At 61.4% G+C, this 21,516-nt stretch carries 17 protein-coding genes; 2 read left to right on the plus strand and 15 right to left on the minus strand.

What is annotated here, in order from left to right:
• The 7 genes from cysW to ACNFBR_RS02635 form a co-directional block, all read right to left on the minus strand.
• Positions 1-873 (minus strand): sulfate ABC transporter permease subunit CysW, encoded by an 873-nt coding sequence (gene cysW, locus ACNFBR_RS02605; protein WP_004575843.1) that lies wholly within the window; start codon positions 871-873, stop codon positions 1-3.
• A gap of 11 nt (positions 874-884) precedes the next feature.
• Positions 885-1,703, minus strand: a complete 819-nt coding sequence (cysT, locus tag ACNFBR_RS02610; RefSeq protein ID WP_012274724.1) for a sulfate ABC transporter permease subunit CysT — start codon at positions 1,701-1,703, stop codon at positions 885-887.
• A 185-nt stretch (positions 1,704-1,888) separates the two neighbouring features.
• Positions 1,889-2,896 carry a sulfate ABC transporter substrate-binding protein gene (locus tag ACNFBR_RS02615; RefSeq protein ID WP_416733550.1) on the minus strand — a complete coding sequence of 336 codons (1,008 nt, stop codon included), beginning with the start codon at positions 2,894-2,896 and terminating at the stop codon, positions 1,889-1,891.
• A 49-nt stretch (positions 2,897-2,945) separates the two neighbouring features.
• The gene (gene oscA / locus ACNFBR_RS02620; protein ID WP_012274726.1) at positions 2,946-3,128 is read right to left on the minus strand and encodes a sulfur starvation response protein OscA; all 183 of its coding nucleotides are present in this window, start codon (positions 3,126-3,128) and stop codon (positions 2,946-2,948) included.
• Between the two features lie 259 nt (positions 3,129-3,387).
• On the minus strand, positions 3,388-6,441 hold the full coding sequence (locus ACNFBR_RS02625) for an efflux RND transporter permease subunit (protein ID WP_416733551.1): 3,054 nt from the start codon (positions 6,439-6,441) through the stop codon (positions 3,388-3,390).
• A complete protein-coding gene (locus tag ACNFBR_RS02630; protein ID WP_416733552.1) occupies positions 6,438-7,505 on the minus strand; it encodes an efflux RND transporter periplasmic adaptor subunit in 1,068 nt (355 codons plus the stop codon). Before ACNFBR_RS02630 ends, ACNFBR_RS02625 begins: the two co-directional genes overlap by 4 nt.
• Positions 7,502-8,590: an efflux RND transporter periplasmic adaptor subunit gene (locus ACNFBR_RS02635; protein WP_416733553.1), complete on the minus strand. Its 1,089-nt coding sequence runs from the start codon at positions 8,588-8,590 to the stop codon at positions 7,502-7,504. Before ACNFBR_RS02635 ends, ACNFBR_RS02630 begins: the two co-directional genes overlap by 4 nt.
• 217 nt (positions 8,591-8,807) lie before the next feature.
• On the opposite strand from ACNFBR_RS02635, the gene ACNFBR_RS02640 reads away from it, so the two are divergent.
• Positions 8,808-9,701 carry an RHS repeat-associated core domain-containing protein gene (locus ACNFBR_RS02640; RefSeq protein ID WP_416733554.1) on the plus strand — a complete coding sequence of 298 codons (894 nt, stop codon included), beginning with the start codon at positions 8,808-8,810 and terminating at the stop codon, positions 9,699-9,701.
• Positions 9,702-9,766: 65 nt separating this feature from the next.
• Here the strand turns inward: ACNFBR_RS02640 and ACNFBR_RS02645 are convergent, their stop codons facing one another.
• From ACNFBR_RS02645 to ACNFBR_RS02675, 7 genes are all read right to left on the minus strand, one after another.
• A complete protein-coding gene (locus ACNFBR_RS02645) occupies positions 9,767-10,660 on the minus strand; it encodes an ABC transporter permease subunit (protein WP_313202467.1) in 894 nt (297 codons plus the stop codon).
• On the minus strand, positions 10,657-11,577 hold the full coding sequence (locus ACNFBR_RS02650; RefSeq protein WP_416733555.1) for an ABC transporter permease subunit: 921 nt from the start codon (positions 11,575-11,577) through the stop codon (positions 10,657-10,659). The genes ACNFBR_RS02645 and ACNFBR_RS02650 overlap by 4 nt, the downstream gene beginning before the upstream one ends.
• Positions 11,574-12,716, minus strand: a complete 1,143-nt coding sequence (gene potA, locus ACNFBR_RS02655) for a polyamine ABC transporter ATP-binding protein (protein ID WP_013974704.1) — start codon at positions 12,714-12,716, stop codon at positions 11,574-11,576. The genes ACNFBR_RS02650 and potA overlap by 4 nt, the downstream gene beginning before the upstream one ends.
• Before the next feature lie 71 nt (positions 12,717-12,787).
• The gene (locus ACNFBR_RS02660) at positions 12,788-13,882 is read right to left on the minus strand and encodes a polyamine ABC transporter substrate-binding protein (RefSeq protein WP_416733556.1); all 1,095 of its coding nucleotides are present in this window, start codon (positions 13,880-13,882) and stop codon (positions 12,788-12,790) included.
• A gap of 158 nt (positions 13,883-14,040) precedes the next feature.
• Entirely contained in the window at positions 14,041-15,138 is a 1,098-nt protein-coding gene (locus ACNFBR_RS02665) for a polyamine ABC transporter substrate-binding protein (RefSeq protein WP_416733557.1), read from the minus strand.
• A gap of 168 nt (positions 15,139-15,306) precedes the next feature.
• Positions 15,307-16,668 (minus strand): aspartate aminotransferase family protein, encoded by a 1,362-nt coding sequence (locus tag ACNFBR_RS02670; RefSeq protein ID WP_416733558.1) that lies wholly within the window; start codon positions 16,666-16,668, stop codon positions 15,307-15,309.
• A gap of 48 nt (positions 16,669-16,716) precedes the next feature.
• A complete protein-coding gene (locus ACNFBR_RS02675; protein ID WP_010955710.1) occupies positions 16,717-18,075 on the minus strand; it encodes a glutamine synthetase family protein in 1,359 nt (452 codons plus the stop codon).
• Between the two features lie 574 nt (positions 18,076-18,649).
• Here ACNFBR_RS02675 and ACNFBR_RS02680 point away from each other — a divergent pair.
• A complete protein-coding gene (locus tag ACNFBR_RS02680; RefSeq protein ID WP_014592784.1) occupies positions 18,650-20,026 on the plus strand; it encodes a glutamine synthetase family protein in 1,377 nt (458 codons plus the stop codon).
• 151 nt (positions 20,027-20,177) lie between these two features.
• Here the strand turns inward: ACNFBR_RS02680 and argA are convergent, their stop codons facing one another.
• Positions 20,178-21,476 (minus strand): amino-acid N-acetyltransferase, encoded by a 1,299-nt coding sequence (gene argA / locus ACNFBR_RS02685; protein ID WP_416733559.1) that lies wholly within the window; start codon positions 21,474-21,476, stop codon positions 20,178-20,180.
• Between the last annotated feature and the right edge of the window lie 40 nt (positions 21,477-21,516).

Genomic DNA, 21,516 nt, shown 5'->3' on the forward strand with positions numbered 1-21,516 from the left:
TCATTCCTCCGCGGCGCTGTGGCGCAGGCGGTTAATACGGTTCTCGCTCCACTGCTTGAGCAGCAGGATGAAGAGTGCCAGGATCAGCAACAGGCTGGCCACGCTGAAGGCCGCCACGTGGTTGTACTCGTTGTAGAGGATCTCCACGTGCAGCGGCAAGGTGTTGGTCACGCCGCGAATGTGGCCCGACACCACCGACACCGCGCCAAACTCACCCATGGCCCGCGCGGTACACAGGACCACGCCATAGATCAGGCCCCATTTGATGTTCGGCAGGGTCACGTGCCAGAACATCTGCCAGCCATTGGCACCGAGCAGGCGCGCGGCCTCCTCCTCTTGCGTGCCCTGCTCCTGCATCAGCGGGATCAGCTCACGGGCGACGAATGGCACGGTGACAAAAATGGTCGCCAGGACAATGCCCGGCAGGGCGAACACGATCTGTATGTCGTGGTCCTGCAGCCATGGCCCGAACAGCCCTTGCGCGCCGAACATCAGCACGTAGACCAGGCCGGCGATCACCGGCGACACCGAGAACGGCAGGTCGATCAGGGTGACCAGGATGCTCTTGCCACGGAAGGTGTACTTGCTGACGCACCACGCGGCGCTGACACCGAACACCAGGTTCAGCGGCACCGAGATGACCACCGCGAGCAGGGTCAGCTTCAATGCCGACAAGGCATCAGGCTCGAAGATCGCCTCGAAGAAGGTGCCAAAACCGTTCTTCAGCGCCTGCGAAACCACGATCACCAGCGGCAGCAGCAGGAACAGCGCGAACACCAGCCAGCCAAGGCCGATCAGGATGCGCCGCGACGTGGCGCTGCCACGGCGGGCGGCATTGGCGGCGGCGCTTGCACTCAGGGATGAACTGGACATGCCGGCCTCCTTCAAGGGGTTTCGATGCGGCGCTGCAGCAGGTTGATCAGCAGCAGCAGGATGAAGGAAACCACCAGCATCAGCACGCCGATGGCGGTCGCGCCGGTGTAGTCGTACTGGTCGAGCTTGACCATGATCAGCAGCGGCAGGATCTCGGTCTTCATCGGCATGTTGCCGGCAATGAAGATCACCGAACCATACTCGCCCACGCCACGGGCAAAGGCCAGGGCAAAGCCGGTGAGCCAGGCAGGTAGCAGGGCCGGCGCCAGAATATGGCGGAACACCTGCAGCGGCTTGGCGCCGAGGCAGGCAGCGGCCTCCTCCACTTCACGCGGGATGTCGGCCAGTACCGGCTGCACCGTGCGCACCACGAAGGGCAAGGTGACGAAGGTCAGCGCCAGGGTGATGCCCAGCGGGGTGTAGGCGATCTTGAAGCCCAGGTCGGTGGCGAACTGGCCAACCCAACCTGCGGGCGCGTACAGGGCAGTCAGGGCGATACCGGCAACGGCGGTGGGCAGGGCGAACGGCAGGTCGATCATCGCGTCGATGATCTTGCGCCCGGGGAAGGTGTAGCGCACCAGCACCCAAGCCAGCAGGGTACCGATCACACCGTTGATGATGGCGGCGAACAGGGCGGTGCCGAAACTCAATTTGAGCGCGGCGATTACCCGCGGCGCGCTGATGATGTTCCAGAACTGCTCCCAGGTCAGCTGCGAGGCATGAATGAACATGGCCGCCAGCGGTATCAGCACGATCAGGCTGAGGTACACCAAGGTGTAGCCCAGCGTCAGCCCGAAGCCGGGTATGACGGGGGAAATACGACGTGACATAAGTATCCCTGGTTGAACGCACGAAGCCCGGAATCGATCCCGGGCTGGTGCAAGCTTTTGAATCCTGGGGCTGCTTTGCCGCCCATTCGCGGCACAAGGCCGCTCCTACAGGGGATCGCGACTCCATGTAGGAGCGGCCTTGTGCCGCGAATGGGCCGCAACGCGGTCCCGCGTTTCCATGGCCCTTACTGTGCCTGATAGATCTGGTCGAACACACCGCCATCATTGAAGAATTTCGGTTGTGCAGTTTTCCAGCCACCGAAGTCCTTGTCGATGGTTACCAGGTCCAGTTTCGGGAATTGCTTGCCGAATTCGGCAGCGACTTTCTCGTCACGCGGGCGGTAGAAGTTCTCGGCGGCAATCTTCTGCCCGGCCGGGCTGTACAGGTGCTTGAGGTATTCGGTGGCAATCTCGGTATTGCCCTTTTTCTCGGCGTTCTTGTCCACCACCGCCACCGGCGGCTCGGCAAGGATCGACAGCGATGGCACGACAATGTCGAACTTGTCGGCACCACCGTCTTCCTTCAGCGCCAGGAAGGCTTCGTTTTCCCAGGCCAGCAACACGTCGCCCTGGCCGTTGTTGACGAAGGTGATGGTCGAGCCACGGGCGCCGGTATCCAGCACCGGTACGTGCTTGAACAGCTCCTGCACGTATTCCTTGGCCTTCGCTTCGCTACCGCCGGCCTTCAGGCCGTAGGCCCAGGCTGCCAGGAAGTTCCAGCGCGCACCGCCGGAAGTTTTCGGGTTGGGGGTGATGACCGAGACGTCCTTCTTGATCAGGTCGCCCCAGTCCTTGATGCCTTTCGGGTTGCCCTTGCGCACCAGGAACACGATGGTGGAGGTGTATGGCGTGCTGGCGTCCGGCAGGCGGGTCTGCCAGTTGTCCGGCAGGGTCTTGCCGAGCTTGGCCACTTCGTCGATGTCGCCGGCCAGGGCCAGGGTCACCACGTCGGCGCGCAAGCCGTCGATCACCGCACGGGCCTGCTTGCCCGAGCCACCATGGGATTGCTGGATCTTCACCTTGTCGCCCGGGTGGGCCTGCTGCCAGTGCTTGATGAACTCGGCGTTGTACTGCTGGTACAGCTCGCGGGTCGGGTCGTAGGACACGTTCAGCAGTTCGTAGTCCTTGGCGATGGCGGAACCGGCAAAAACAGCACTGGCCAGGGCGGCGAGCGCATAACGGCGGATGGACATGGTGAAGCTCCCGATTGGCATTTTTCTAGTTTTGGATGTTGTGGCGCGATCAGCTGGGCTTGTTGCCCGGCTGTTGCAGGCGGAACTTCTCCTTGCGCTCGATCTGTACGACCTGAGCGTTGTGCACAGTGATCTCCACCGCACCAAAACGCAGGTCGCGCAAGGCGCTCTGAATTTCACGCAGAATGGTGGCTTCGTCCTGACCGTCGATGCTACGCAGAGATGCACTCATGCTCGTTCTCCTTGGAGTGAGGGTGCCGGGCAGAGGTTTGAAGGGGATTTGCGCCTGGCTTGAGGGCAATAGTAGTGAGGCGGAGTTATTCTTAAAAATACTGTTTAAGAATGTTTATATAACTGTTTTTACAGGCGACACATTCCCCCTTGTAGGAGCAGCCTTGTGCTGCGAAGAGGCCAGTACCCCCATCAACATTTGATGGTTCATGCACTGGCCTCTTCGCAGCACAAGGCTGCTCCTACAACGGGATGTGTGGTCAGGAAGATTGTTTTTGTGGCTCGCGGATCTTGTACCAGGCCACATACAGCGCAGGCAGGAACAACAACGTCAGCAGGGTCGCCACGATGATCCCGCCAATCATGGCGTAGGCCATTGGCCCCCAGAACACCTCGCGGGCAATCGGGATCATGCCCAGGCTCGCCGCCGCCGCGGTCAACAGGATCGGCCGGCGCCGGTGGTTGGTGGCTTCCACCACCGCATCCCATGGCGAGTAGCCCTGGGCCTCGAACTCGTCGATCTGGGTCACCAGGATCACCGAGTTGCGGATGATGATGCCCGCCAGGGCAAGGATGCCCAGAATCGCGACAAAGCCCATGGGCGTGCCCGTGGGCACCAGCGCAATGATCACGCCAATCAGCCCCAGCGGCGCCACGCTGACCACCAGGAACAGCTTCTGCACGCTGTGCAGCTGGATCATCAGGAAGGTCGCCATCAGGAACAGCATCAGCGGGATCACCTTGCGGATCGGGCCTTGCGCCTTGGCGCTCTCCTCCACCGTACCACCGGTGGCCACTTCGAAGCCCACTGGCAGCTTGCTGGCAAACTCGTCGATCTTGGGTTTCAACTGAGCCACCAGGTCGGTGGGCTGGATGTCGCCGTTGACCGAGGCCTTGATGGTGATGGTCGGCTTGCGGTCGCGGCGCCACACCAACGGCTGCTCCAACTCGTAGCGCACGGTGGCAAATGACAGCAGCGGAATCGAGGTGCCGTTGGGGGTAAGAATCTGCAGGTTCTGCAGGGTGTCCGGCGAGCCGCGCTCACTGTCTTCGGCGCGGGCGACCACATCCACCAGGTAGATGTTGTCGTTGACCTGGGTGATCTGCACGCCACTGACGATGCTGTTCATCACGTTGGCCACGTCTTCCGACGACAGCCCCAACTGGCGCGCCTTGTCCTGGGCGATTTCCACGCGCAGCACCTTGCCCGGCTCGTTCCAGTCGTAAATCATTTCGCCGATGTGCTCGTTCTGGTCAAGCAACGTGGCCAGTTCGATGGCGTGCTGGCGCACCTGGTCGATGTTGGCACCGCTGACCCGGTACTGGATCGGCCTGCCCACCGGCGGGCCCATTTCCAGCGACTGCACGTTGGTACCGATGCCGACGAACTCTTCATGCAGGATCTTCTGCAAGCGCTCCATCATTCCCTGGCGCTCTTCGAAGCCCTTGCTGACAATCACCAGCTGGGCGTAGTACGGGTTCTGCAACTGCTGGTCGAGCGGCAGGTAGAAGCGGATTGCACCCTGGCCAATGTAGGTGCTCCAGTGCACCAGGTCCGGGTCGTCCTTGATCCGCGCCTCGAAGCGGTCGACCACCTTGCGCGTTTCCTCGATCGAGGCGTTTTGCGGCAAGTTCAAGTCGACCAGAATTTCCGGGCGGTCCGAAGAGGGGAAGAACTGGTTCTGGACAAAGCGCTCGCAGAATATGGCCAGCACGAACAACAGCACCGTGCCGATGATGGTCAACCAGCGGTTGCGCATGCACCACAGCAGGCCATGTTCGAAGGCTTTGCCCAAACGCCCCGGCTCGGCTTCATGGGGTTTGACCTTGCTGCTGAGGATGTGCACGCCCAGCACGGGCGCGAAGAACACCGCCACCACCCACGACACGATCAGCGCCACGGCAATGACGGCAAACAGGGTATAGGTGTACTCACCGGCCGAACTGGCGTTGAGGCCGATCGGCACGAAGCCGGCCACGGTCACCAGGGTACCGGTCAGCATCGGGAAGGCTGTGGAGGTGTAGGCGAACGTCGCTGCCTGCTCCTTGCTCTCGCCCATTTCCAGCCGCGTGACCATCACCTCCACGGTGATCATCGCATCGTCCACCAGCAGGCCGAGCGCAATGATCAGCGCACCCAGCGAAATCCGCTGCATGGTGATGCCGCTGTACTCCATGAACACGAACACCATGGCCAGCACCAGCGGGATCGAGCACGCCACCACCAACCCCGCGCGCACCCCAAGGCTGACGAAACTCACCGCCAGCACGATCACCACCGCCTCGAACAGCGCGCTGGTGAAGCCGCCGACCGCCTGCTTGACCACCACGGCCTGATCGGAAACGGTGTGCACCCCAACACCTACCGGCAAGTCCTCGACCACTTTGTCCATGCGCTTTTTCAGCGCGGCACCGAAAACCTGGATGTTGCCACCGGCTTTCATGCCGATGGCCAGGCCAAGGGCTGTCTGGCCGTTGTAGCGGAACATCGGTGAAGGCGGGTCGACGTAACCGCGCTCGATGTCGGCGATATCGGCCAGGCGGAAGAAGCGGTCGTTGATCTTGAGGTTGACGGTTTGCAGGTCCTTTTCCGAGGCGAACTGGCCAGAGGTGCGTACCGAAATACGCTCCGGGCCGGCCTCGATCACGCCGGCCGGGGTTACCGCGTTCTGCGCTTGCAGGGCCTGCATCACCTGGCGCTGGTCAATGCCCAGGGCCGCCAGCTTGCGGGTTGAGAAATTCAGGTACAGCACTTCGTCCTGGGTGCCGATCAGCTCGATCTTGCCGATGTTGGGCACATCGCGGACCTCGGCCCGTGCCTGCTCCACGTAGTCACGCAACTGACGCAGGGTCAGGCCGTCGGCGGTGAAGGCGTAGATCGAGCCGAACACATCACCGAATTCGTCGTTGAAGCCCGGCCCCTGGATGCCTGCCGGGAATTCACCACGGATGTCCTGGATCTTCTTGCGCACCTGGTACCAGATGTCCGGGATGTCCTTGGCCTTGGTGGTGTCGCGCAGGTACACGTAGACCGTGGATTCGCCGGGCCGGGTGTAGCTTTTGGTGTAGTCGAGCGAGTCGAGTTCCTCGAGCTTCTTCTCGATGCGGTCGGTGACCTGGTACAGGGTTTCATCCTGGGTTGCGCCGGGCCAGCGGGTCTGGATGACCATGGTCTTGATGGTGAACGACGGGTCTTCCTCACGGCCCAGGTTGAAATAGGAAAAAATCCCCATCAGCAGACCCACGAACATCAGGTACCAGACGAACGATTGATGCTTGAGTGCCCAGTCGGACAGGTTGAAGCTTCCTTTCATTGCGCATCCTCGTCGAAGGTGACCTTCTGGCCAGGCTTGAGGCTGTTCACACCTGCGGTAACCACGCGCTCACCGGGCTGCACGCCCGAGGTCAGGACGATGCTGTCGGCGGTGCGGTCGATCAACGCCACGTCACGGGTGGCAACGGTCTTCTGCTGCGTGTCGATCACCCACACCTGGGTCTTGCCGTCACGCTCCAGCAAAGCGCTCGCGGGCAGCTCGCTGCGTGGCGTCACCTCCGAGGTCAGGGTCACGCTGACGGCGGTGCCCAGGTGGAACGCCGCCGGCGTGCTGGCCAGGGTCAGGCGAGCGCGCCGGGTACGGGTGGTCGCGTCGGCCTGGGGCTCCAGCTCGCGCAGGCTGGCCGTGGTGTTGATGGTCGGGTCGAGTTGCGAGGCAACGGTAAAGGTCAGGCCCTTGTTCAACTGCTCGGCCAGGCCGATCGGCAGGTCGATTACCGCTTCCTTCACGTCCGGCCGGGCCAGGGTCACCACGGCTTGCCCAGCGGTAACGGTTTGCCCGGCTTCGGCCTGCCACGCGGTGATCACGGCGGCGTGGTCGGTGCGCAGGGTGCTGTAGTCGAGTTGATCACGGGCCTGGCTGAGCGCAGAGCGCGCCTGTTCCAACGCCGCGCTGGTGGTTTTCAGGTTGGTCTGGGCGATATCCAGCTGAGCCTGGGCGCCCACACCGCGGTCATACAGCTGTTGCTGGCGACGGGCATCGGCCTGGGCGTTGATCCACTGTGCCTGCACCTTGGCCAGGTCGCCTTCGGCGGCGCGCAGCTGGTTTTGCTGGTCGGTCGGGTCGAGCGTGGCCAGCGTATCGCCAGGTTTCACCTGGGCGCCGACGTCCAGCCAGCGCCGGGCAATGCGCCCAGAAACCCGAAAGCCCAGGGTGCTTTCGAAGCGCGCCTGGATGCTGCCGGCGAAGCGGCCCAGCTGCGATTGCACCTGGGGTTCGACCTTGACCGACAGCACCGGCCGAATCGGCTCGGGGGCCTCTTCCTCGCTACTGCAGCCCACCAGAAGCACGCCGGCCGACAGCATCAGCAACAGGCGCTTCATAACTCACCCCCTGGGGCCTTGGCATCGATCTTCTGCACCTGCATGCCGGGGTGCAGCAACTGGCCGCCATTGACCACCACGCTCTCGCCACCTTTGAGGCCGCTGGCGACCACGATCTTGCCCGTGAGGTAGCGACTGACCTCCACTTTGCGCAGTTCCACCTTGTCACCCTCGCCCACCACCCACACGGCGGGCTCATGCAGCGCCTTGGTCAGCGCCGACCATGGTAGCTCGATGCTGGGCCGGCCCTGGGCATTGGTGGTGGCGGTCACCGGTGCGCCCAGTTGCATGCCAGGCGGTACGTCTTTCAGGCCTACCTTGACCTGTACCGTGCCACTTTGCGCCGACACCGTGGGGGTTATTTCGCGCACGAAGCCATGGGCCTGGACCTTGGGGTCGTCCAGCAGGCTGACGATCACCCCGGCATCGCTGGGCGGTGCCACCAACAGCGATTCGTAGACGTTGAACACCGCATCGCGGTCGCCATCGGTGGCCAGGCTGAAGATCGGCATGGTCGCCTGCACCACCTGGCCGACTTCGGCCTGGCGTTGGGTGATTACCCCAGCGGCCTCGGAGACCAGTGCGGTATAGCTGAGTTGTTCGTTGGCGTTGGCCAGCTGTGCCTGGGCGGCCTTGAGCGCGCTCTGGTTGCTGCGCAGCGCGGCTTCGGCGGAATCGTATTCGCTCTGGCTGGTGTAGCCCTTGGGCAGCAGCTTTTGCTGGCGCACGAAGGCAGCACTGGTCTGGGTGACCCGCGCCTGCGCGGCGAACACCTCGGCCTTGGCCGAGTCGACGTTGTTCTGCAGGTCTTTCGGGTCCAGCCGCGCCAACACCTGGTTGGCCTTGACGTGGTCGCCCACATCGACGCTACGCGAAATGATCTTGCCGCCGACGCGGAACGACAGGTCGGTCTGCACCCGCGCCTGCACATCGCCGGTCAGGGTGACCCTGGCAGCGAAATCGGTGGGCTGGACCTGTTGCACGCCAACCCGAGGCAGCGTCTCGGGGACCTCTTCCTTGCTACAGCCGGTGAGCATGTACAGCAGCCCCAGGCAAACGACCGACAGCGGACGTATCAACGTCATGCAGGCTCCTTGCTTGCGCACAAATGATTCGTGGGATGCGACTGTCAGCGTAGTTCAGGGTTGGGCAAACGGCACTGGCCAGGTGCGCAAGTGGCATTGCGAGCTCTGCGACACCGTGAGGGTTCGGCACACTATTCGTTGAATACCTGGCATTTTTGCCAGTGGCGCTATGAAATTTTCAGGTGCAGGTTTAATACCTGCAACCTCGGAGGCATCCATGAACACCCTCAACAGCAAAAACGAGCAAATGTTCTATAACGGCTCGACGCTCGACACGGTAGTACACGCCAACACTAAAGCTAAAATATTTTCATGCCGCCTTGGCACACTTGCCATCCTCCAAAGTTTGGAAAGTCTATTTTTATTGGCCACAGATATTCAACATTCAACGCTGGTATTTCAAGGCCGCAGTCAAACAACTTCAGGCGCTTATACCCCCTACGGTCACTCACATTTCACTGACGGCCTGGCAGCGCTGGCAGCCTTCAATGGCGAACGCAGAGAGCGCCTGACTCACAGTTATTTCCTCGGGCAAGGCACAAGAGTTTTCAGCCCCCAAAAAGCACGCTTCCAATCCCCTGATACACTCAGCCCATTCGGTGCAGGAGGGTTTAACGCCTACGTGTACTGTTCCGGCGACCCCATCAACTTCCGTGATCCCAGTGGGCATATGATGTCTTCAAACCCCAAAGGTCAGACAAGCCGGCCTGTCCAATCCGGGGTTAAGGACATTGTTACACGGCGGAATGCTTATCAAAAAAAATTAAAGGAAGCGCCTGACGCTGAGCTAAAAAAACTCAAACCAACTACCGATCTTACTAAACATCCAGATGTCATAGCTTCGACAATTTATGAAGAAGACACCTCAAGCGAATTATATAGTGCGCTCCATAAAGAAAGTGAACGCTACATTGACTATGAGGCAGAAAAGTTAACCAGAGGTGTTGCAGGCCGAGACACACTGATTCAAGCAGAGGCTGCAAGAGATATTTTGAGCGAAATGGAACGGCGGGAGCACAACGACGCCATTAAAAATCAAAATGCCTACACAAGGAGCAGGGCTCGTCCACCAATACCCTGGCTTGAATCTTCAGAATTCCGCAGACAGTAAGCATATCGCCCCAATCTCACTGGCAGGTGGCCTCTTCGCGGGCAAGCCCGCGAAGAGGCCCAGGATCAGGCCGAAGCCGCCACCTGCGTCGGGCGCTTGACCTGCGGCTGCGAGGCGTTGGCCGCCGCACCCTCTTCGATCGCCTGCTGAATCGCCTTGCGACGACGCTCTTCGGCCTGGCGGCTGAAGTACCAGACAAAGAAGGTCACCAACGACACCGACAGCAGGATCAGGCTGGCCACGGCGTTGATCTCCGGCTTCACGCCCAGGCGCACCGCCGAGAACACTTCCATCGGCAAGGTGGTCGAGCCCGGGCCGGAGACGAAGCTGGCCAACACCAGGTCATCCAGCGACAGGGCGAACGACATCATGCCGCCCGCCGCCAGCGATGGCGCGATCATCGGGATGGTGATCAGGAAGAACACCTTCCACGGCTTGGCACCCAGGTCCATCGCCGCTTCCTCGATCGACAGGTCCAGCTCACGCAGGCGCGCCGATACGACCACCGCCACATACGCCGCACAGAACGTGGTGTGGGCGATCCAGATGGTGACGATGCCGCGCTCCTGCGGCCAGCCGATCATCTGCGCCATGGCCACGAACAGCAGCAGCAGCGACAGACCGGTGATCACCTCAGGCATTACCAGCGGCGCGGTGACCAGGCCACCGAACAGCGTGCGGCCCTTGAAGCGGGTGACCCGGGTCAGCACGAAGGCTGCCAGGGTACCCAGCGCCACTGCCGCCACCGCCGTGTAGCAGGCGATTTCCAGCGAGCGCATCACCGAACCCATCAGCTGGGTGTTGTCGAGCAGGCCGACGTACCACTTGACCGACCAGCCCCCCCACACCGTCACCAGCTTGGAGGCGTTGAACGAGTAGATCACCAGGATCAGCATCGGCAAGTAGATGAACAGCAAGCCGAGCACCAGCATCAGCTTGGAGAAACTGAAGCGTTTCATGCGCGGCCCTCCATTTCTTTGGCCTGGCTGCGGTTGAACAGCAGGATCGGCACGATCAGGATCGCCAGCATCACCACCGCCAAGGCGGACGCCACCGGCCAGTCACGGTTGTTGAAGAACTCCTGCCACAGCACTTTACCGATCATCAGGGTTTCCGGGCCGCCGAGCAGTTCAGGGATCACGAACTCGCCCACCACCGGGATGAATACCAGCATGCAGCCGGCGATGATGCCGTTCTTCGACAGCGGTACGGTGATCTTCCAGAAACTGTTGAAGGTGCTCGACCCCAGGTCCGAAGCAGCCTCCAACAACGAAGGGTCATGCTTCACCAGGTTGGCGAACAGCGGCAGGATCATGAACGGCAGGTACGAATAGACCACGCCGATGTACACCGCCAGGTTGGTATTGAGGATCTGCAGCGGCTGGTCGATCAACCCGGTCCACAGCAGGAAGCCGTTGAGCAGGCCGTTGTTGCTGAGGATGCCCATCCAGGCATAGACGCGGATCAGGATCGCGGTCCAGGTCGGCATCATGATCAGCAGCAGCAGGACCGTCTGGGTCTCCTTCTTGGCGTTGGCAATGGCGTAGGCCATCGGGAAGCCGATCAGCAGGCACAGGATGGTGCTGAAGAAGGCCATCTTCAACGAACCCAGGTAGGCCGAGATATACAGCTCATCCTCGGTCAGCAGGCCATAGTTGGCCAGGTTGAGAACCAGTTGGATCTTGTCTTCGACGTAGGTGTAGATCTCGGTGTACGGCGGGATCGCCACGTCGGCTTCGGCAAAACTGATCTTCAGGACGATGAAGAACGGCAGCATGAAGAACAGGAACAGCCAGATGAACGGCACGCCGATCACCAGGTGCCGCCCCTCCGGGACCAGGCGCTGGAAGGCTCGCTTGAGCTTGCGCAGTTTCATGACCGCAGTACCACGCCGCTGTCGTCTTCCCACCACACGTACACTTCATCGCCCCAGGTAGGACGGGTGCCCTGGCGCTCGGCGTTGGCGACGAACGACTGGACAACCTTGCCGCTCGGCAGCTCGACGTAGAACACCGAGTGGCCGCCCAGGTAGGCGATGTCGTGGACCTTGCCGCGCGACCAGTTGTGCTCGCAGGTCGGCTGTTGGGTGGTGACCAGCATCTTTTCCGGGCGCAGGGCGTAGGTGATGTGCTTGTCTTCCACCGAGGTGGTGATGCCGTGACCCACGTAGATCTTGCGCTCCAGCTCCGGGCTGGCAATGATCGCGTGGCCTTCGGCGTCGTCGACCACTTCACCTTCGAACAGGTTGACGTTACCGATGAATTCGCACACCAGGCGGCTGGTAGGCGTCTCGTAGATGTCCACCGGCGAGCCGATCTGGGCGATCCAGCCCAGGTGCATGATGGCGATGCGCTGGGCCATGGTCATGGCCTCTTCCTGGTCGTGGGTCACCATCACGCAGGTCACGCCCACGCGCTCGATGATCTCCACCAGTTCCAGCTGCATTTGCGAACGCAGTTTCTTGTCCAGCGCACCCATCGGCTCGTCGAGCAGCAGCAGCTTGGGGCGCTTGGCCAGCGAACGGGCCAATGCCACACGCTGACGCTGGCCACCCGACAATTGGTGCGGCTTGCGCTTGGCGTACTGGGTCATGTGCACCAGCTTGAGCATCTCGGCCACGCGGGCGTCGATCTCGGCCTTGGGCATCTTGTCCTGCTGCAGGCCGAAGGCGATGTTCTGCGCCACGGTCATGTGCGGGAACAGCGCGTAGGACTGGAACATCATGTTGATCGGCCGCTCGTAGGGCGGCATGTCGGTGATGTCGACGCCATCGAGGAAGATCCGCCCTTCTGTCGGGCGCTCGAAGCCGGCCAGCATGCGCAGCAAGGTGGACTTGCCGGAACCGGAGCCGCCCAGCAGGGCGAAGATCTCGCCCTTGCGGATTTCCAGGGACACATCGTCCACGGCTACCGTTTCGTCGAATTTTTTCGTGACCCGGTCGATCTTGACCAGCACCTGCTTGGGTTGCTGGCCACCCTCGAGGGCTTTTTTATAGGCACCGGAGGCAACTGCCATGAGTGAAACTCCCAACAAGATTTTTGTGCCCGCGTGGCCTGTTCTGCAGGTGCCGTCGCGGGTCTGGATTTTTACTTGCCCGACTTGACCTTGGTCCAGCTACGGGTCATCAGCCGTTGCACCTTGGGTGGCAACTCTGAATTCACGAACATCTTGTCCAGCACTTCCTGCGGTGGGTAAACCGCGGCGTCAGTCCTCACGGCCTGGTCCATCAGGTCGCCAGCCTTGGGGTTCGGGTTGGCGTAACCGACGTAATCACTGACCTGGGCGATAACCTCAGGTTTCAGCAAATAGTTGATGAAGGCGTGCGCCTCTTTGACGTTCTTGGCGTCCTTGGGGATCGCCAGCACGTCGAACCAGAGGTTGCCGCCTTCCTTGGGAATGGCGTAGGCCAGGTTCACGCCCTTCTTCGCTTCTTCAGCGCGGGCCTTGGCCTGGAACACATCACCCGAGAAACCTGCCGCGACGCAGATGTCGCCGTTGGCCAGGTCGGTGATGTACTTGGACGAATGGAAGTAGGTCACGTACGGGCGCACCGCCAGCAGCTTCTGCTCGGCCTTGGCGTAATCCTTGGGGTCGCTGCTGTTGGGGTCGAGGCCCATGTAGTTGAGCACCGCCGGGAGCATTTCGTCCGCCGAGTCGAGGAAGGCCACGCCGCACTTGGAGAGCTTCTTCATGTTCTCGGGTTCGAACAGGACGGCCCAGGAGTCGATGCTGTCCACGCCCAGCGCGGCTTTGACCTTGTCGACGTTGTAACCGATGCCGTTGGTGCCCCACAGGTAAGGCACGGCGTACTGGTTGCCCGGGTCGTTCTTTTCCAGGCGCTTCATCAACGCCGGGTCGAGGTTGGCATAATTGGGCAGCAGGCTCTTGTCGAGCTTCTGGAACGCGCCCGCCTTGATCTGCTTGCCAAGGAAATGGTTGGACGGCACTACCACGTCATAGCCGGTGTTGCCGGCCAGCAGTTTGCCTTCCAGGGTTTCGTTGGAGTCGAACACGTCCTGCACGGGCTTGATGCCCGTGGCTTTCTCGAAGTCCGCGAGTGTGGTCGGGCCGATGTAGTCGGACCAGTTATAGAAGTGCACCGTTGGCGCCGCTTGGACGCTGCATGCCAGCGTCAGGCCCGCGCCAGCCATCAAGGCCTTGCGGAGTACAGAAATAGACAAGTGGGTGGTCCTCACAATCAGTGCCTGGGTAGCGACAATGCTGCCGCACACGCAAAACCGGCGCGCAACTTACCTTCGCAGCTTCGATGCCGCAATCATCAATTGCCTTTCACAGGCTCTGGGCCGGGAAACCCCGGCCCAGAGGTGCCGCATCGGGCTTACTTGCCCGACTTGATCTTGGTCCAGCTGCGAGTGATTACACGCTGTACGGAAGCGTCAGGCGCAGCGATGGCGTACAGCTGCTTCTTCACTTCGGCAGGCGGGTAGATGCTTGGGTCACTGGTGATGTCCTTGTCCACGAACGGGGTGGCGGCAGCGTTGCCGTTCGGGAAGCGCACGGCATTGGTGATTTCAGCCATGATTTCCGGCTGCATCAGGAAGTCCATGAACTGGTAGGCGGCGTCTTTATGCTCGGCATCTTTAGGGATGGCGACCATGTCGTAGAAGGTACCGGCACCTTCTTTCGGAATGACGTAGTCCACTTTGACCTTGTCGCCAGCTTCGTGGGCGCGGGCCTTGGACTGCTCCAGGTCACCCGAGTAACCGACGGCCACGCAGATGTTGCCGTTGGCCATGTCGCCGATGTACTTGGACGAGTGGAAGTAGGTGATCGAAGGACGGATCTTGAGGAACAGGTCCTCGGCGGCCTTCAGGTCTTCTTTCTTGGTGCTGTTGCTCGGCAGGCCCAGGTAGTGCAGGGCGGCCGGCAGCATTTCGGTCGGGGCATCCAGGAAGCTCACGCCGCAGCTCTTGAGCTTGGCGATGTTCTCAGGCTTGAACACGGCATCCCACGAATCGATGTGGTCCACGCCCAGCGCGGCCTTGACCTTCTCCGGGTTGTAGCCGATGCCGATCGAGCCCCACATGTACGGGAAGGCGTGCTTGTTGTCCTTGTCGCTGGCATCGCCAACGGCCTTGAGCAGGTCTGGGTCGAGGTTTTTCCAGTTCGGCAGCTTCGAACGGTCCAGCTCCTCGTACACGCCAGCCTTGATCTGCTTGGCCAGGAAGTTGTTCGAAGGCACGACGATGTCGTAGCCCGACTTACCTGCCAGCAGCTTGGCTTCGAGGGTTTCGTTGCTGTCGAAGACGTCGTATTTGACCTTGATGCCGGTCTGCTTCTCGAACTTGGCGATGGTGTCCGGAGCGATGTAGTCCGACCAGTTGTAGACGTTCAACACTTTGTCTTCAGCCTGAACAGCGGAGGCCATGGCACCCATCAGGGCGGCGGCCAGCAACGTTTTGCCCATTTTATTCATGCGTAATGCTCCAGAATTTTTATTTAGCAACTGTCCAGCAGCCAAGACCCACGGTGCAGAGCGCGCGGCGACTGAAACAGCCGCTAGTCTGGCAAGTTACAAGGCCCTGTATCAAGGAAAGCAGGACCTTGTAACGACTTAATGTCACATCGCTAGCCTAGCAGGTGCTCAGTTGATCGCCTCAAGCGTCAGGTCCAGGCATTTGCGCGCCTTTTCCACCAGTTCGTCGATCTCTGCATGGCTGATTACCAGCGGCGGCGCGATGATCATGGTGTCGCCCACGGCACGCATGATCAGGCCGTTGTCGAAGCAGAAGGTGCGACAGATCATGCCCACGCCCTTGCCTTCGTAACGGCTGCGGGTGGCCTTGTCCTTCACCAGCTCGATCGCACCAAGCATGCCCAGGCCGCGTACTTCACCCACCAGTGGGTGGTCCTGCAATTCACGCAAACGCTTTTGCAAATACGGTGCCGCTTCCGTGCGCGCCTTCTCGACAATTTTCTCGTCACGCAAAATGCGCAGGTTTTCCAGGCCTACCGCGGCCGCCACCGGGTGACCGGAGTAGGTGAAACCGTGGTTGAAATCGCCGCCTTCGCTGATCACCTTGGCCACGGTGTCACGCACGATCACACCGCCCATGGGGATGTAACCGGAGGTCAGGCCCTTGGCGATGGTCATCAGGTCGGGCTTGAGGTCGTAGTAGTCGGAGCCGAACCACTCGCCGGTGCGGCCGAAACCGCAGATCACTTCGTCGGCGACGAACAGGATGTCGTACTTGGCGAGAATCTCCTTCACCTTCGGCCAGTAGGTTTCCGGCGGGATGATCACGCCGCCAGCCCCCTGGATCGGTTCGGCGATGAAGGCGGCGACATTGTCTTCGCCGACTTCGAGGATTTTCTTCTCCAACTGCTCGGCCGCCCACACGCCAAACGCTTCCGGGGTCATGTCGCCGCCTTCGCCGAACCAGTACGGCTGCGGGATGTGCACGATGCCCGGGATCGGCAGGCCGCCCTGCTCATGCATGCCGCTCATGCCGCCCAGGCAGGCACCGGCGAAGGTGGAGCCGTGGTAGCCGTTGATGCGGCCGATGATGGTCTGCTTGTGCGGTTTGCCCTTCAGCGCCCAGTAGTGGCGCACCATGCGCAGCACGGTGTCGTTGCCTTCGGAGCCGGAGCCGGTGAAGAACACATGGGTCATGCCCTCGGGCGCCACATCGGTGATCGCCTTGGCCAGCTCCAGCGCAGGCGGGTGAGCGGTCTGGAAGAACAGGTTGTAATACGGCAGCTCGCGCATCTGCTTTTCGGCCGCCTGCACCAGTTCTTCACGGCCATAACCGACCGCCACGCACCACAGGCCGGCCATGCCGTCGAGAATCTTGTGCCCCTCGCTGTCCCACAAATGCACACCCTGGGCCTTGGTGATGATGCGCGGCCCCTTCTCCTTCAGTTGCTTGTAGTCACTGAAAGGCGCGAGGTGATGCTCCCCGCTCAGGGTTTGCCATTCACGGGTTTGCGGGTTGTTGACGCTCATGTGCTTCTCCGTAATTCGACCGCCGCGCTCCTGCGGCACCAGGGTTGATCAGACAGCGAACAGCAGGAACTCACGCTCCCAGGAACTGATGACGCGTTTGAAGTTTTCGTGCTCGGCGCGCTTGGTGGCGACATATCCGGTAATGAATTTTTTGCCCAGGTACTGCACCAGCGCACGGCTGTTTTCCATGCGTTCCAGGGCGTCCTCGATGGTCAGTGGCAGACGCAGGTTGCGGCGTTCGTAACCACGGCCCTGCACCGGCGCGCTGGCCTCGATACCTTCGACCATGCCGATGTAGCCACACAGCAAGCTGGCGGCGATGGCCAGGTAAGGGTTGGCATCGGCGCCCGGCAGGCGGTTCTCGACCCGACGGCTTTGCGGGCCGGCATCCGGTACGCGCAGGCCGACGGTGCGGTTTTCTTCGCCCCACTCCACGTTCACCGGCGCCGAGGTGTCTGGCAGGAAGCGGCGGAACGAGTTGACGTTGGGCGCGAACAGCGGCAGCGCCTCGGGGATGAACTTCTGCAGGCCACCGATGTGGTTGAGGAACAGCGCGCTCATGCTGCCGTCTTCGTTGCTGAAGATGTTCTTGCCAGTGGCCACGTCGACCACGCTCTGGTGCAAGTGCATGGCGCTCCCCGGCTCGCCGGTCATCGGCTTGGCCATGAAGGTGGCGGCCACGTTGTGCTTGAGCGCCGCCTCGCGCATGGTGCGCTTGAACACCAGAATCTGGTCGGCCAGGTGCAGGGCGTCGCCATGACGGAAGTTGATTTCCATCTGCGCCGTGCCGTCCTCGTGGATCAGCGTGTCGAGGTCCAACTGCTGCAGTTCGCACCAGTCGTAGACGTCTTCGAACAGCGGGTCGAATTCGTTGGCGGCTTCGATCGAGAACGACTGGCGGCCGGTTTCCGGGCGGCCGGAACGGCCTACCGGTGGCTGCAGCGGGAAGTCCGGGTCTTCGCTACGCTTGGTCAGGTAGAACTCCATCTCGGGCGCGACAATGGGCTGCCAGCCCTTGTCGGCGTAGAGCTTGAGGACTTTCTTCAGCACGTTGCGCGGCGACAGTTCGACTGGGTTGCCCTTTTTGTCGTACGTGTCGTGGATGACCTGGGCAGTCGGCTCGATGGCCCATGGCACGAGGAACACAGCGTTCTCGTCGGGCCGGCAGATCATGTCGATGTCGGCCGGGTCGAGTAGTTCGTAATAGATGTCGTCGTCGACGTAGTCGCCGGTCACGGTCTGCAGCAGCACGCTTTCGGGCAGGCGCATGCCTTTTTCGGCGATGAATTTGTTGGTGGGCGAAATCTTGCCGCGCGTGATGCCGGTCAGGTCACTGATCATGCATTCGACTTCGGTGATCTTGTGCTCTTTCAACCAATCGGTGAGCTGGTCGAGGTTGTTACTCATAAATACCTCAGGAGGTAAGGTGGTCCGCGACTTGATTCTGGATGGAGTAGGTTGCTAAAGCAAAAACCCACGCGCAGAGCCACAGTGGATACACTGAAATCAGCTGTGTCCGTAATGAGTTCGAAAGGCAGGAAGACGAAACGAAGAGCGGCAAGCCGCTACGAGGGCGGGCCTGGGAGCGCCAAACGTCAATTATTGCGGCCAGGGCGACCACGCCATTGACGAAGCTTGCAAAAACGACGGAGATACCCGATGGCACTGCGCAGGCAGTGCTTTCAGGTCGCGGCAAGCGGACCATGTGACCCTCGTATTATTGTGTTCTGGGTTGAGACCGAGCTTAGCCTTGTTCATTTTTTTACACAACACCTCCGTAAAAAATAAAACACGGTGCGTCGGAGATAGCCCTTTACACGGTAAATAGCGGATAATGGCTTGCCCCGATATGCAGCAAATCTGCCGTAGATGTGCCATTTCAGGGCATCATGGGGTTGGCTTGACATCAGTATGGCTTTTCGATTGACTGGTCCTGCAAGCCCCCCTTGATTGATATTTTTAACAACAAAGGTGTTGCATCATGTCGGTACCCCCGCGTGCCGTTCAGCTTAACGAAGCGAACGCGTTCCTTAAGGAACATCCTGAGGTTCTCTACGTTGACCTTCTGATTGCAGATATGAATGGTGTGGTGCGTGGCAAGCGCATCGAGCGCACCAGCCTCCACAAGGTTTACGAGAAAGGCATCAACCTGCCGGCCTCCCTCTTCGCCCTGGACATCAACGGTTCCACCGTTGAAAGCACCGGGCTGGGTCTGGACATCGGCGATGCTGACCGCATCTGCTATCCAATCCCCGACACGCTCTGTAACGAGCCGTGGCAAAAGCGCCCTACCGCCCAGCTGCTGATGACCATGCACGAGCTGGAAGGCGAGCCGTTCTTCGCCGACCCGCGCGAAGTGCTGCGCCAGGTGGTGAGCAAGTTCACCGATATGGGCCTGACCATCTGCGCCGCATTCGAACTGGAGTTCTACCTGATCGACCAGGAGAACGTGAACGGCCGCCCGCAGCCGCCACGCTCGCCCATTTCGGGCAAGCGCCCACAGTCGACCCAGGTGTACCTGATCGACGACCTCGACGAATATGCCGACTGCCTGCAGGACATCCTCGAAGGCGCTAAAGAGCAAGGCATCCCAGCCGACGCCATCGTCAAGGAAAGCGCCCCGGCGCAGTTCGAAGTCAACCTGCACCACGTGGCCGACCCGCTGAAGGCCTGCGACTACGCGGTACTGCTCAAGCGGTTGATCAAAAACATCGCCTACGACCATGAAATGGACACAACGTTCATGGCCAAGCCCTACCCGGGCCAGGCAGGCAACGGCCTGCATGTACACATTTCCGTGCTGGACAAAGATGGCAACAACATCTTCACCAGCGAGGATCCCGAGCAGAACGCCGCGCTACGTCACGCTGTCGGCGGTGTGCTCGAGACCCTGCCCGCGTCCATGGCGTTCCTTTGCCCGAACGTCAACTCGTACCGCCGCTTTGGCGCGCAGTTCTACGTACCGAACGCGCCAAGCTGGGGCCTGGACAACCGCACCGTGGCGCTGCGCGTGCCAACCGGCTCGGCGGACGCCGTACGCATCGAGCACCGCGTGGCCGGTGCGGACGCCAACCCGTACCTGATGATGGCTGCCGTGCTGGCCGGTGTGCACCATGGCCTGACCAACAAGATCGAGCCAGGCGCGCCGATCGAAGGCAACTCGTACGAGCAGTTGGAGCAGAGCCTGCCGAACAACCTGCGCGATGCCCTGCGCGAGCTGGACGACAGCGAGATCCTGAACAAGTACATCGATCCGAAGTACATCGACATCTTTGTCGCGTGCAAAGAGAGCGAGCTGGAGGAGTTCGAGCACTCCATCTCCGACCTCGAGTACAACTGGTACCTGCATACCGTGTAAACGAAAACGCCGCCCACAAGGGCGGCGTTTTTCTTTGAGCTCGGTGTCGCCTGCTTCGCGGGCTTGCCCGCTCCCACAGAGATAGCGCCAGCCTCAGGTCCGCTGAAGATCCTGTGGGAGCGGGTTCACCCGCGAAGCGGCCGGCACGGGCTTACAGGGCCTTCTCGAAAATCTTCGAATTGCGCTGGTAGTTGTACAACGAAGCCCGCGCCGCCGGCAGCCGCTCTACCCCGCTAGGCGCAAAGCCGCGCTCGCGGAACCAGTGGGCCGTGCGCGTCGTCAGCACGAACAAGGTATTCAAGCCCATCTGCCGCGCCCGGCTCTCGATGCGCTCCAGCAGCTCGTCCCCACGCCCGCCATGGCGGTATTCCGGGTTCACCGCCAGACACGCCAGCTCCCCCGCCTCGGAATCGGCAATCGGGTACAGCGCCGCACAGGCGATGATCATGCCCTCGCGCTCGACCACGCTGAACTGCTCGATCTCCCGTTCCAGCACCTCCCGCGAACGGCGCACCAGGATGCCCTGCTCTTCCAGCGGGCTGATCAGCTCCAGCAGGCCACCCACATCCTCGATGGTCGCCTCGCGCACCACTTCGAACTGCTCCTGCGACACCAGCGTACCGCCACCGCCACGGGTGAACAGCTCGGTCAGCAGCGCACCGTCCTCGGCATAGCTGACGATATGGCTGCGCGCCACGCCGCCTTTGCAAGCCTCGGCCGCGGCATCCAGCAATTCGCCCTGGTAGTCGCTGCCCAGGCGCTGCAGATGTGGGGCCACCTGCTGCGGACGCAGTTCGCGTACCAGCTTGCCGTCGGCGTCCAGCAGGCCAGGCTCGGCGCCGAACAGCAGCAGCTTGTCGGCGCCCAGTTCGATGGCCGCGCGGGTTGCCACGTCTTCGCAGGCCAGGTTGAAGATTTCCCCGGTAGGCGAGTAGCCCAGGGGCGACAGCAGCACGATGGAGCGCTCGTCGAGCAGGCGGCTGATGCCCTTGCGGTCGACCCGACGCACTTCCCCGGTGTGGTGGTAATCCACCCCTTCAAGCACGCCGATCGGCCGCGCGGTCACCAGGTTGCCGGACGCCACGCGCAGGCGCGAGCCCTGCATGGGCGACGCGGCGATGTCCATCGACAGGCGCGCCTCGATGGCCAGGCGCAGGGCGCCGACAGCATCGATCACGCAGTCCAGGGTGGCAGCATCGGTAATGCGCATGCCGCGGTGGTAGTGCGGGGTCAGGCCGCGATCGGCCAGGCGGCTTTCGATCTGCGGGCGCGAACCATGCACCAGCACCAGCCGCACGCCCAGGCTGTGCAGCAGCACCAGGTCGTGGACGATGTTGCCGAAATTAGGGTGCTCCACCCCATCGCCAGGGAGCATGACCACGAAGGTGCAGTCGCGATGGGCATTGATGTACGGGGAGGCATGACGCAGCCAGTTGACGTAGTCGGGCATGACAGGGCCTGTGGATAAGTGGACGGAGAACGGCGATACA

The organism is Pseudomonas sp. NY11955 (genome assembly GCF_048068035.1).
GTDB lineage: Bacteria > Pseudomonadota > Gammaproteobacteria > Pseudomonadales > Pseudomonadaceae > Aquipseudomonas.

Excerpts from the sequence above, each read along its gene's own strand:
- cysW (WP_004575843.1), bottom strand. The coding sequence starts at position 873 with ATGTCCAGTTCATCCCTGAGTGCAAGCGCCGCCGCCAATGCCGCCCGC.
- cysT (WP_012274724.1), bottom strand. The coding sequence starts at position 1,703 with ATGTCACGTCGTATTTCCCCCGTCATACCCGGCTTCGGGCTGACGCTG.
- ACNFBR_RS02615 (WP_416733550.1), bottom strand. The coding sequence starts at position 2,896 with ATGTCCATCCGCCGTTATGCGCTCGCCGCCCTGGCCAGTGCTGTTTTT.
- oscA (WP_012274726.1), bottom strand. The coding sequence starts at position 3,128 with ATGAGTGCATCTCTGCGTAGCATCGACGGTCAGGACGAAGCCACCATT.
- ACNFBR_RS02625 (WP_416733551.1), bottom strand. The coding sequence starts at position 6,441 with ATGAAAGGAAGCTTCAACCTGTCCGACTGGGCACTCAAGCATCAATCG.
- ACNFBR_RS02630 (WP_416733552.1), bottom strand. The coding sequence starts at position 7,505 with ATGAAGCGCCTGTTGCTGATGCTGTCGGCCGGCGTGCTTCTGGTGGGC.
- ACNFBR_RS02635 (WP_416733553.1), bottom strand. The coding sequence starts at position 8,590 with ATGACGTTGATACGTCCGCTGTCGGTCGTTTGCCTGGGGCTGCTGTAC.
- ACNFBR_RS02640 (WP_416733554.1), top strand. The coding sequence starts at position 8,808 with ATGAACACCCTCAACAGCAAAAACGAGCAAATGTTCTATAACGGCTCG.
- ACNFBR_RS02645 (WP_313202467.1), bottom strand. The coding sequence starts at position 10,660 with ATGAAACGCTTCAGTTTCTCCAAGCTGATGCTGGTGCTCGGCTTGCTG.
- ACNFBR_RS02650 (WP_416733555.1), bottom strand. The coding sequence starts at position 11,577 with ATGAAACTGCGCAAGCTCAAGCGAGCCTTCCAGCGCCTGGTCCCGGAG.
- potA (WP_013974704.1), bottom strand. The coding sequence starts at position 12,716 with ATGGCAGTTGCCTCCGGTGCCTATAAAAAAGCCCTCGAGGGTGGCCAG.
- ACNFBR_RS02665 (WP_416733557.1), bottom strand. The coding sequence starts at position 15,138 with ATGAATAAAATGGGCAAAACGTTGCTGGCCGCCGCCCTGATGGGTGCC.
- ACNFBR_RS02670 (WP_416733558.1), bottom strand. The coding sequence starts at position 16,668 with ATGAGCGTCAACAACCCGCAAACCCGTGAATGGCAAACCCTGAGCGGG.
- ACNFBR_RS02675 (WP_010955710.1), bottom strand. The coding sequence starts at position 18,075 with ATGAGTAACAACCTCGACCAGCTCACCGATTGGTTGAAAGAGCACAAG.
- ACNFBR_RS02680 (WP_014592784.1), top strand. The coding sequence starts at position 18,650 with ATGTCGGTACCCCCGCGTGCCGTTCAGCTTAACGAAGCGAACGCGTTC.
- argA (WP_416733559.1), bottom strand. The coding sequence starts at position 21,476 with ATGCCCGACTACGTCAACTGGCTGCGTCATGCCTCCCCGTACATCAAT.